This window comes from Desulfomicrobium escambiense DSM 10707 (assembly GCF_000428825.1).
GTDB classification, from domain to species: domain Bacteria; phylum Desulfobacterota; class Desulfovibrionia; order Desulfovibrionales; family Desulfomicrobiaceae; genus Desulfomicrobium; species Desulfomicrobium escambiense.
The window spans coordinates 210,702-219,515 of sequence record NZ_AUAR01000006.1 but is presented as its reverse complement, the minus strand read 5'-3'; the positions used below and the strand labels follow the sequence as shown (position 1 = coordinate 219,515).

Sequence of the window (8,814 nt, the reverse complement as noted above, 5' to 3'; positions counted from 1 at the left end):
AGAAGTGGCCCCGGAAATTTGCACAAGCCTTTAGGTGGAAACTTTGCTAGCCCGGACACCTTCAAACGGAATTGATCAGGGAGCAGAGAATGACCAAGCGAACGAGACGGAAGCACTCAGCAGAATTCAAGGCCAAGGTAGCGTTAGCGGCGATGGCCGGGGACAAGACACTTGCCGAGTTGGCGCAACGTTTTGAGGTGCATCCGAATCAGATTACCGAATGGAAGCGGCAACTCAGCGAGCGGGCCGCCGCCGTCTTCGGCAAATCGGCTGAGAGTGAACCGGCGGTAGACTTGAAGATCCTGCATGCCAAGATCGGTCAACTGACACTGGAGAACGATTTTTTAGAAAGCGCACTCAGCAAGGTGGGATTGCTGAGCGCAAAGCGATGATCGACCGCGAGCACGAGGTTTCAATCAAGCGGCAGGCCGAACTGGTCGGGATAAGTCGCGGTACCGTGTATTATCAGCCTCGGCCGGTGAGCGCCGCCGACTTGGCGCTTATGCGCCGCATTGACGAGCTGCATCTTGAGCATCCGTTTATGGGTGCCCGGATGCTTCGGGATCAACTTAATCGCTCAGGCGCCGCTGTTGGGCGTAAGCATGTCGGCTCGTTGATGGCACGCATGGGGATTGCTGCGCTGTACCGGAAGCCCGGCACCAGCAAGAAGCATCCTGGGCACAAGATATATCCCTATTTGCTACGAGGGTTGCTCATTGAAAGAAGCAATCAGGTGTGGGCTCTGGATACGACCTACATCCCGATGGCCAAGGGTTTCGTGTATCTGACCTCGGTCGTGGATTGGGTCAGCCGAAAGGTCTTGGCGTCAAAGATAGCGATCACCCTGGAGGCTTGCCATGCGGTCGATGTGCTTCAGGAAGCCTTTCGCCGCTATGGCGCTCCGGAAATCGTGAACACGGATCAAGGCAGTCAGTTTACGGCGATCGAGTTTGTAACGGCTGTCAAGGACATGGGCTGCAAGCTGAGTATGGATGGCCGAGGAGCCTGGCGTGACAACGTTTTCGTTGAGCGCCTTTGGAAGTCGGTGAAGTACGAACGGGCATATCTGCACGCCTACGACACGGTGAGCGATGCCCGGAAGTCGATCATGGAATACATGGATTGGTACAATCAAAAGCGGCCGCATTCACGGTTGGGCAAGAAAACGCCTGACGAGACTTACGCCGAACGAATGTCGCCAGTGAGAATGGCAGTGTAAGAAGAGCGGAGATTCCACTTAAGAAACGGGCAAACGTGTTCAAACGAACTGAGCCACTTCTCTGCTCGGCTTTGAGGGGACCGTCCTTCAGGACGTATTCCACGGCCTCAAGAATGTCTTTCTGCGCCGGAACAGTCCACTTAATCGACATTGATGCCTAGTCCTCGAATGCTGTCCTTGACCTCGTCGTGGGTAACGAGATCGCCGTGCTCGGCGGCGTCAAGGCCTCTTTGCACTTCTTCCAGAAACCAGACTTCATATTCCAGGTACTTGGTAACTGCGTCGTTGATAACCCAGGACCTGGGGCGTCCTAAGGATGCGGCAATTTGATCGAGCCGGGCAAGGGTTTCCTGTTCGAATCGTACGGTTGTCGTTTTCTGCATATGTGCTCCCGTGTATTCTTTGTGAATACGTTCGAATACATGGGCGGTCAACAAAAAGGAAGGGGCGGCAGGCCTGTGCGCCTGCCGCCCCGTGCGGAGGGAGGATGGTGAGACGTTGTTACGCGGCCAGGCTGTCCCTGTTGGTGGCAATGCGGGCGTAGAGCCAGTTGTCGGTGCCGATGTGGCCGGCGACGATGCGCAGGGACGAGGACAGGCAACGTCTGGCCTGGGGGTGCCTGCCCTGCTGGGCGTAGACCAGAGCCAGGCTGTTCAGGATCTTGGCCTTCATCATGGGCATGCCGGCCCGGCGCAGGCCGCCCATGGCGGTCTTGAGCAGAGTTTCGGCCTCGCCGGTCCTGCCGTCGTTGGCCATGGCCATGGCCGTCTTGCATTGTTTGGCGGCCTTGATGGCCGGATGGCTGCACCCGGGGCAGGTGGGAAAGAGCGGGGTCATGGTGTCTCCTTGATGTGCGGTTAGAGGGCCGAGCCGATCTGGTAGATGCCCGTGGACACGCCGAAGGCCAGAACCGTGTTGAAGGTCACGGAGAAGGCCGCCCATTTCCAGCCCAGCTCCCGGCCGATGACGGCCACGGTCACGAAGCAGGGCGCGTAGAGAAGCACGAAGGCGATGAGGCTCGCGGCCGTCCAGACGTTCCAGGCCGGGTCGGTTCGCAGCTGCTCCGAGAGGCCCTCGCTTGCCTCCGGGTCCACCTCGCCCAGGGAGTAGGCCGTGCCCAGGGTCGAGACGATGACTTCCTTGGCCGCGAAGCCGCCGACCAGGGCGATGTTGGTCCGCCAGTCGAAGCCCGCCAGGCTGGAGACGGGCTCCAGGGCCGTGCCGATCCGGCCTGCGACGGAAGCGCGCAGCTCCTGCTGGGCCTGGGCGTTGTCCACCAGGGTCAGCGCTTCGTCCCTGGCTTCGTCGGAATTCCAGGCCGAGGCCTCGATCTGGGCACGCTGGGCGTCGAATTCAGCGATCTTCTCTTCAGACAGGCCCGGGAAGGTCATGGCCGCCCAGAGGAGGACGGAGATGGCCAGGATGACCGTGCCGGCCTTCTTGACGTACTGCCAGACACGTTCCCAGGTGTGCAGGCACAGACCCTTGAGGGTGGGCATGCGGTAGGGCGGCAGCTCCATGACGAAGGGGGTGGCTTCGCCCTTGATGATGGTCGAGCGCAGAAGGCGGGCCGTGAGCAGGGCCATGACCCAGCCGCCCAGGGTGATCCAGAACAGAGCGCTGGCGCCGGAGTTCGGGAAGAAGGCCGCGGCCAGAAGCAGGAAGACCGGAACCTTTGCGCCACAGCTCAGGAACGGGGCCGTCAGGACCGTGGCGATCTTTTCCTTAGGGCTTCTGAGGGTGCGCGCCGCCATGACGCCGGGCACGGCGCAGCCGCCGGGGATGCCGCCGGAGATGATGAAGGGCATGACCGAGCAGCCGTGCAGCCCGAAGATACGGAACACGCGGTCGAGCATGTAGGCCATGCGCGCCATGTAGCCCGAGTCCTCCAGGAAGGACAGGAAGAAGAACATGATCATGATCAGCGGCGTGAAGCCGAGCACCCCGCCCACGCCGTCGATGATGCCCGAGACCACCAGCGAGGCCAGGAGCCCTTCGGGCAGGATGGCCGTGGCCGTGTCGCCGAGCCAGCCGAAGAAGGCCTCCAGCCAGCCCATGGGCACCTCGCCCAGAGCGAAGGTCAGCTGAAACATGCCGTAGATGATGGCGAACATGAGCACCGGGCCGGCCAGGCGGTTGGTCAGGACGCTGTCGAGCCTGTCCGTCAGGTCGAAGCGGGCCTGGGTCGTGGGCCGCGTGATCACGCCGTCTTTCAGCAGCGCGGCGATGAAGCCGTAGCGGTAGTCGGCGATGATGGCCTCGGGGTCAGTGTCGAGGGTCTTGCGGCAGTGCTCTGCCAGGCCGGCGGCCATTTTTCGCAGGCGGTCGTGCACCTGGGGCGACGCCGCGCCCTGGGCCATGACCTCGGCGTCGTTCTCGAGGTACTTGAGTCCGATCCAGCGGGCGGGGTAGCGGCCTTCCAGGAAATTCGAGGATTCGATGAGGGCCTGCATGCGGTCCAGGGTTTCGTCCAGGTCGTAGCCGTAGGAGATGCGCAGGCCCGGGTGCGGCGCCCTGTCGCGCATGGCCTTGCGGGCCTCTGCGAGCAGGCTGTCCCGGCCTTCGCCCGTGCGGGCGACCATCTCCAGGATGGGGGTCCCCAGCAGGGCGGCCAGACGTTTCGTGTCGATGGTCACGCCCTTGCGGCGGACCTCGTCCATCATGTTCAGGGCGATGATGGTCGGCGTGCCGAGCTCCAGGATCTGGAGCACGAGATAGAGGGAGCGCTCCAGGTTGGTCGCGTCGAGGACCGTGACCACTGCGTCGGGGTTGGTGTCCACCAGGAAGTTGCGGGCCACCAGCTCGTCCTGGGTGTAGGCCGTCAGGGAGTAGGTGCCGGGCAGGTCGACCACGGTGATATCCAGGTCCTCGATCCGCAGCCGTCCTTCGCGCTTCTCCACGGTGATGCCGGGGTAGTTGCCTACGTGCTGCCGCGCGCCGGTCAGGTTGTTGAAGAGGGTCGTCTTGCCGGAATTGGGGTTGCCCATGAGGGCCATGGTCGCGTTCATTGCAGGGTCTCTCCGTTTTCGCCGACGCGGACGGTGATCAGGTCGGCCTCGTTGTTGCGAAGCGTCAGGGTGAAGTCGCGCAGGCGCAGGGCTACGGGGTCCTTGAGAGGCGCGCGGCCGACGATGGTCACGGCGGTTCCGGGCACGAGGCCCATGTCGCGGATGCGCCGCCCCAGCTCGCCCGTCGCGCTGACGGAAAGGATGGTGCCGGACTGGTTTTCCTGCATGTGTCTGAGAGGGATGGAGAGGAACACGGGAACTCCTGAATTAGATATGACTAACTATGTGCGTAAAAAAAAGGCCTCTGCGACGAGAGGCTGATTGTCATGGGGCTGCGGTCAGTCCTTGCGGGATGGGCACGAGCCGTCGGGCCTGGGCTGGATCTCCCCGGAGCAGCCCGAACAGCCGCAACACCCGCCGCTCTTCTTCCGGAAGCGGGAGGCCAGGTATACCCCTGCGACGACAATGACGCCTAAGGTGACGAGAAGGTCGAAATTCATGCTGACTCCGTAAAAAGTTTGTCTTGATGAACTTTTTATGGGGTTATGAGGGGGGAAGTCAACAGAAAAGTTAGTCGCGCTGAAAAAAAAAGAGAGTGTTGTTTCCGACGTCACGGGGATGACGCGGAGGCATGGCGGACGTGCGCTTCGTCATTCCCGCGCAGGCGGGAATCCATGTCTTTCCACGGTCTCGCTGTGAATTCGCGGAATTTACGGCTTGATGTAGGCGCAGCCCTGCTGCTGGAGTTTGATCAGGGCGACGACGCCGGCCGGGATGGGGGAACAGCCAGGGCAGAGGGCGTCTTCGGGGATGTCGAAGGCGCGCAGGGCGTTCTGGCAGACGAAGATCATCACGCCTTTGTCCAGCAGACCCTTGACGCGGTTGACGTGCTCTTCCGCGAAGTCGGCGCGGAAGAATTTCACCGCCGGGCCGTTGACCACGAGGTTGATGCGGGCCTCGGGCTTGGCCGCGCGCAGGTTTTCCATGTTGGTCAGGGCGATGCGCAGAATTTTTTCCTCGTCCAGGTCCAGGTGAAAGACGACCTTCATCGGGCACTCCTTTTTCGCGGTTGCATGTCCGCGTGATGCATACGATTCAACGGCTCAGATTGCAATTGCGCAGGTTGTCCCGGTGGGTTGAGACATAGAAGGGCGCGGCGTCCGGCGAAAGCGGCAGGGGCCGGCTGCGGCGCAGGCCGTCGAGGTAGGCCAGGGTCCGCTTGATGACCTCCGTGCCGCCGCACGGGCCGTGCGAGGGGATGACGGTACGGACCCGCGTGTCCGCGCGCCAGCGTTCGAGCTCGTCGATCCAGCCGTCGAGGTCGCACCCGCGGGGCACGCAGGGGCAGGGCAGTTCGACGGTGTCCCCGGCCAGCAGGAGGTCCAATTCCGGCACCAAGGCCACGATGGCGTCGGGCGTGTGGCCGGGAAGGGCCCGCAGGGAGACGGTGACGCCGCCGAGGTCGAGGTCCAGGCTGCGCTCGAAGGTGATGTCCGGGGGCAGCAGCCGTACGGCGTCCCACTTTCCGGGGTCCGCGCCCCGAAGTTCGGACAGGGCCGCCGGGGCCTCGGTCTGAAAGCGCTTGACGGCCGCCCGCTGGGCGATGATCAGTGGGGAGGCGAAGGCGCTCGTGCCCTGGATGTGATCCCAGTCCGCGTGGCTGTAGACCACGATGGGCGGCGCGTCCGCGCAGGCCCTGGCGAACGGGGCCATGTCGTCGGGATGGGTCAGGGCGTCCCAGACGAGGCTGCGCCTGGAGCCCTGGAGGAGGACGCCGCGGACCCGGAAGTCACCGGCGTCGACTTCATGGATGACAGGGGCTGTGTTCATGCGGGTTTTGTACGGATTATCGTTCCGGGAGGGAAGGGGAGACGGTCATGACGGATGCGTGCACAAACGCGGGGCTGGCGCCGCAGGACGATGCCGCGCGGCGATGGGATGTGCTCCTGGAGCGCCTGCGCGGCCTGGGCGAGCTGACCGTGGCCCTCTCCGGGGGCGTGGACAGCCGTTTTCTGGCGCACGCGGCCCTGCGGGCCGGCACGGTCCCGGAACTAGTCCACGTGCGGGGCCCCCACGTGGCGCCGGCCGAAACCGCCTACGCCCTGCGCTGGGCTCGGCGTCAGGAACTTTCGGCGCGCGTCCTGGACCTCGACCCCCTGGTCCTGCCCGAGGTCGCGGCCGGCCACAGGGAGCGTTGCTACGCCTGCAAGTCTTTCCTGTTCCGTCGGATCGCGGATTGCGCCCGCGGGGCGTTGTGCGACGGGTCCAACGCCTCGGACGCGGCGCAGTTCAGGCCCGGCCTGCGCGCCCTGCGGGAACTCGGCGTCCTGTCCCCCCTGGCCGAGGCGGGCCTGACCAAGGACGACATCCGTCGGCTCGGCCGGCAGACGGGTCTGGAATGGAACGACCAGCAGTCCCGGGCCTGCCTGCTGACCAGACTTCCCTACGGGATGCCTCCCGAACCGGGCCTGCTGGCGCGCCTGGCCGAGGGCGAGCGGGTTGTGGAGGGCATTCTGCATCAGGCCGGGTTCGCTGACGCACCGTTTCGCCTGCGCGTCAGCGACACGGACTGTTATGAACTGCATGTGGCAGCCGCGTCACTGCCCAGGCACGTGATTGAACAGCTGATCGGCACGCTTCACGGCATGGGCTTTCCATCCAGTACGGTGCGCTGCATGAGCGCAGTCAGCGGCTATTTCGATGCGGCAGGGCCGGCGCGAAATTCACATCCCTGAACTTGCGCAGCGTGGCGCAGTGATGCTACATGCCTGACGAGACGATTGATCAGTTCCGTTGCGTGCGCGTCATGGTGGCGCCGCGCTCCTATCCATGCTTGGAGTGATCAATCGTCTCTTTTTTTTTCAGCGTCGGCGGTCGAGCTTGAAGACGAGAACGATGCCCACCGCCACTGTTCCCGAGCAGAAAGCGTAAACCCCATGGAGCTCTGCGCTCCTGGAATTCCACCCACGGTGATGCCGAAGAGTCCCGTCCGGCCCCCCCCTCCCGGGGCAGAAAGACGATCGTGACCACCGAGAGCAGGAGCATGCGTCGGTTCAGCTTCACAGGGAAATGATTGACGAATTCCTGGTGGGTCAGGGCCGCGCGCTCTCGTAGGGCGTCCATGTCTCTCGCCTGCCGAAGCATAAAAAAATGATAAAGGATTGCCGGGGGTTCGGCGGCGCCTTTGGCATTGCTTTTTGGCCCTGGCAAGCGTAAAGGCTGAGCGTCTCACGTATGAAGATCCGGGCATTTCGCCCGGACGAATGAACAGGAGAACAGACAGTGGATTCTGGCGACAGTTGCGGCCCTAGGCCCTGCTTCCGACATTTCAATTTTTTCTGCCGAGCCCCCCGTCCCCGAGCCTGATCAGGCCGCCTGACGGAGCCTCGGCGTTCCGGCAGGTGGAGCATGTTTTCAATCTTTCTTTCCCGTCGCCTGGCCTTCCGGCATTTTTTTGCCCGGACCGGTCGGGCCTTGCCTGCCGCGGGTCGCGCCGCGGACCCGTTCTCGTGACTCTTGCTTTGGTTTCCGGCTTTTGACCGCGTCGGGGCTTTCCCGTCGCGCCTGCACGAAGGCACTTTCAACCACGGCATGGAGTCACGCCATGATCATCATCAACAAAACCATTGAAGGACGTCTCGTCCCCCAGGAGCACCTGGACGCCGACTGCTGGATCAACATGATCAACCCCTCGCAGGAGGAACTGCAGCGCATATCCGTCCTCCTGGGCGTATCCCTGGACCACCTGACCGACCCCCTGGACGCCGATGAGCGCGCCCGCCTGGAGTTCGAGGACGGAGTGATGCTCGTCGTCCTGCGCGTGCCGGTCGAGAACGTGTCCGATTCGAGAATACCCTTCCTGACCATGCCCATCGGCGTCATCATCACGCCCACGGCGGTCGTCACCGTCTCGCGTTCCCAGCAGGATCTGGCCACGGCCATCCTGAACGGACGCACGCGCATCGTCGACACGGCCGACCGCATACGTTTCCTGATCCACCTGATGCAGCGCACCTCGCTCATCTACCTGCGCTATCTCAAGGACATCATCCGTCGTTCCGATGTCATCGAACATCGCCTGCAACAGTCCATGCGCAACGAGGAGCTGATCGAACTGCTGGGCATCGAAAAGAGCCTCGTCTACTTCACGACGTCACTCAAGGCCAACGACATCATCATGGACAAGGTCCTGCGGATGCGGCTCATCCAGTTGACGGAAGACCAGACCGATCTGCTCGAGGACGCGATCACCGAAAACAGGCAGGCCATCGAAATGTCCAAGATCCACAGCGACATCCTGTCGGGGACCATGGACGCCTTCGCCTCGATCATCTCCAACAACATGAACATGGTCATGAAGTTCCTGACGGGGTTCACCATCATTTTGATGATCCCCAACATCATCAGCGGCGTCTACGGGATGAACATCGTCACCCCGTTCCAGGACTCCCCTTACGCCTTTGCCATCGTGTCCGGGGTGACGCTGAGCGGCTGCCTCCTGGCGTGGCTGGTCCTGGCCAGGAAACGCTGGATGTAGGTTTTTGGACGCACCGCGAAACGGGCCCTCGGGCCCGTTTTTTTGTGGTC

General features: G+C 62.8%; 10 protein-coding genes. 3 read left to right on the top strand and 7 right to left on the bottom strand.

The features are described from left to right. Positions 1-89: 89 nt before the first annotated feature. Positions 90-1,219, top strand: a protein-coding gene (locus G394_RS0107685; RefSeq protein ID WP_156902399.1) for an IS3 family transposase whose coding sequence is annotated in 2 segments (ribosomal slippage) — positions 90-336 and positions 336-1,219 — 1,131 coding nt in all. Because the reading frame shifts where the segments join, the coding sequence is not laid out codon by codon here. A gap of 140 nt (positions 1,220-1,359) precedes the next feature. On the opposite strand, the gene G394_RS0107680 is transcribed toward G394_RS0107685, so the two are convergent. From G394_RS0107680 to G394_RS20115, 7 genes are all read right to left on the bottom strand, one after another. Beyond that, positions 1,360-1,602: a CopG family ribbon-helix-helix protein gene (locus tag G394_RS0107680; protein WP_028577165.1), complete on the bottom strand. Its 243-nt coding sequence runs from the start codon at positions 1,600-1,602 to the stop codon at positions 1,360-1,362. 118 nt (positions 1,603-1,720) lie between these two features. Then, positions 1,721-2,056, bottom strand: a complete 336-nt coding sequence (locus tag G394_RS18400) for a tetratricopeptide repeat protein (protein ID WP_043775040.1) — start codon at positions 2,054-2,056, stop codon at positions 1,721-1,723. A gap of 20 nt (positions 2,057-2,076) precedes the next feature. Next, entirely contained in the window at positions 2,077-4,227 is a 2,151-nt protein-coding gene (feoB, locus tag G394_RS0107670; protein ID WP_028577164.1) for a ferrous iron transport protein B, read from the bottom strand. Then, entirely contained in the window at positions 4,224-4,454 is a 231-nt protein-coding gene (locus G394_RS0107665) for a FeoA domain-containing protein (RefSeq protein ID WP_043775109.1), read from the bottom strand. The genes feoB and G394_RS0107665 overlap by 4 nt, the downstream gene beginning before the upstream one ends. A 111-nt stretch (positions 4,455-4,565) precedes the next feature. Next, positions 4,566-4,727: a FeoB-associated Cys-rich membrane protein gene (locus G394_RS20720; RefSeq protein WP_084435424.1), complete on the bottom strand. Its 162-nt coding sequence runs from the start codon at positions 4,725-4,727 to the stop codon at positions 4,566-4,568. A 210-nt stretch (positions 4,728-4,937) separates the two neighbouring features. Beyond that, positions 4,938-5,276 (bottom strand): DsrE family protein, encoded by a 339-nt coding sequence (locus G394_RS0107655; RefSeq protein WP_028577162.1) that lies wholly within the window; start codon positions 5,274-5,276, stop codon positions 4,938-4,940. A 46-nt stretch (positions 5,277-5,322) separates the two neighbouring features. Beyond that, positions 5,323-6,057 carry an MBL fold metallo-hydrolase gene (locus G394_RS20115; RefSeq protein WP_028577161.1) on the bottom strand — a complete coding sequence of 245 codons (735 nt, stop codon included), beginning with the start codon at positions 6,055-6,057 and terminating at the stop codon, positions 5,323-5,325. Positions 6,058-6,104: 47 nt separating this feature from the next. On the opposite strand from G394_RS20115, the gene larE reads away from it, so the two are divergent. Both larE and G394_RS0107640 read left to right on the top strand, forming a co-directional pair. Then, complete coding sequence (gene larE / locus G394_RS0107645; protein WP_051307036.1) at positions 6,105-6,962, top strand: ATP-dependent sacrificial sulfur transferase LarE; 858 nt, start codon at positions 6,105-6,107, stop codon at positions 6,960-6,962. Between the two features lie 869 nt (positions 6,963-7,831). Continuing rightward, positions 7,832-8,764, top strand: coding sequence for a magnesium transporter CorA family protein (locus G394_RS0107640; RefSeq protein WP_028577159.1), 933 nt, complete (start codon positions 7,832-7,834; stop codon positions 8,762-8,764). Positions 8,765-8,814: the final 50 nt, after the last annotated feature.

What these genes read in the sequence shown, in the direction of transcription:
- G394_RS0107680 (WP_028577165.1), bottom strand. Translation starts at nt 1,602, where the DNA reads ATGCAGAAAACGACAACCGTACGATTCGAACAGGAAACCCTTGCCCGG.
- larE (WP_051307036.1), top strand. Translation starts at nt 6,105, where the DNA reads ATGACGGATGCGTGCACAAACGCGGGGCTGGCGCCGCAGGACGATGCC.
- G394_RS0107665 (WP_043775109.1), bottom strand. Translation starts at nt 4,454, where the DNA reads ATGCAGGAAAACCAGTCCGGCACCATCCTTTCCGTCAGCGCGACGGGC.
- G394_RS0107640 (WP_028577159.1), top strand. Translation starts at nt 7,832, where the DNA reads ATGATCATCATCAACAAAACCATTGAAGGACGTCTCGTCCCCCAGGAG.
- G394_RS18400 (WP_043775040.1), bottom strand. Translation starts at nt 2,056, where the DNA reads ATGACCCCGCTCTTTCCCACCTGCCCCGGGTGCAGCCATCCGGCCATC.
- G394_RS20115 (WP_028577161.1), bottom strand. Translation starts at nt 6,057, where the DNA reads ATGAACACAGCCCCTGTCATCCATGAAGTCGACGCCGGTGACTTCCGG.
- G394_RS20720 (WP_084435424.1), bottom strand. Translation starts at nt 4,727, where the DNA reads ATGAATTTCGACCTTCTCGTCACCTTAGGCGTCATTGTCGTCGCAGGG.
- feoB (WP_028577164.1), bottom strand. Translation starts at nt 4,227, where the DNA reads ATGAACGCGACCATGGCCCTCATGGGCAACCCCAATTCCGGCAAGACG.
- G394_RS0107655 (WP_028577162.1), bottom strand. Translation starts at nt 5,276, where the DNA reads ATGAAGGTCGTCTTTCACCTGGACCTGGACGAGGAAAAAATTCTGCGC.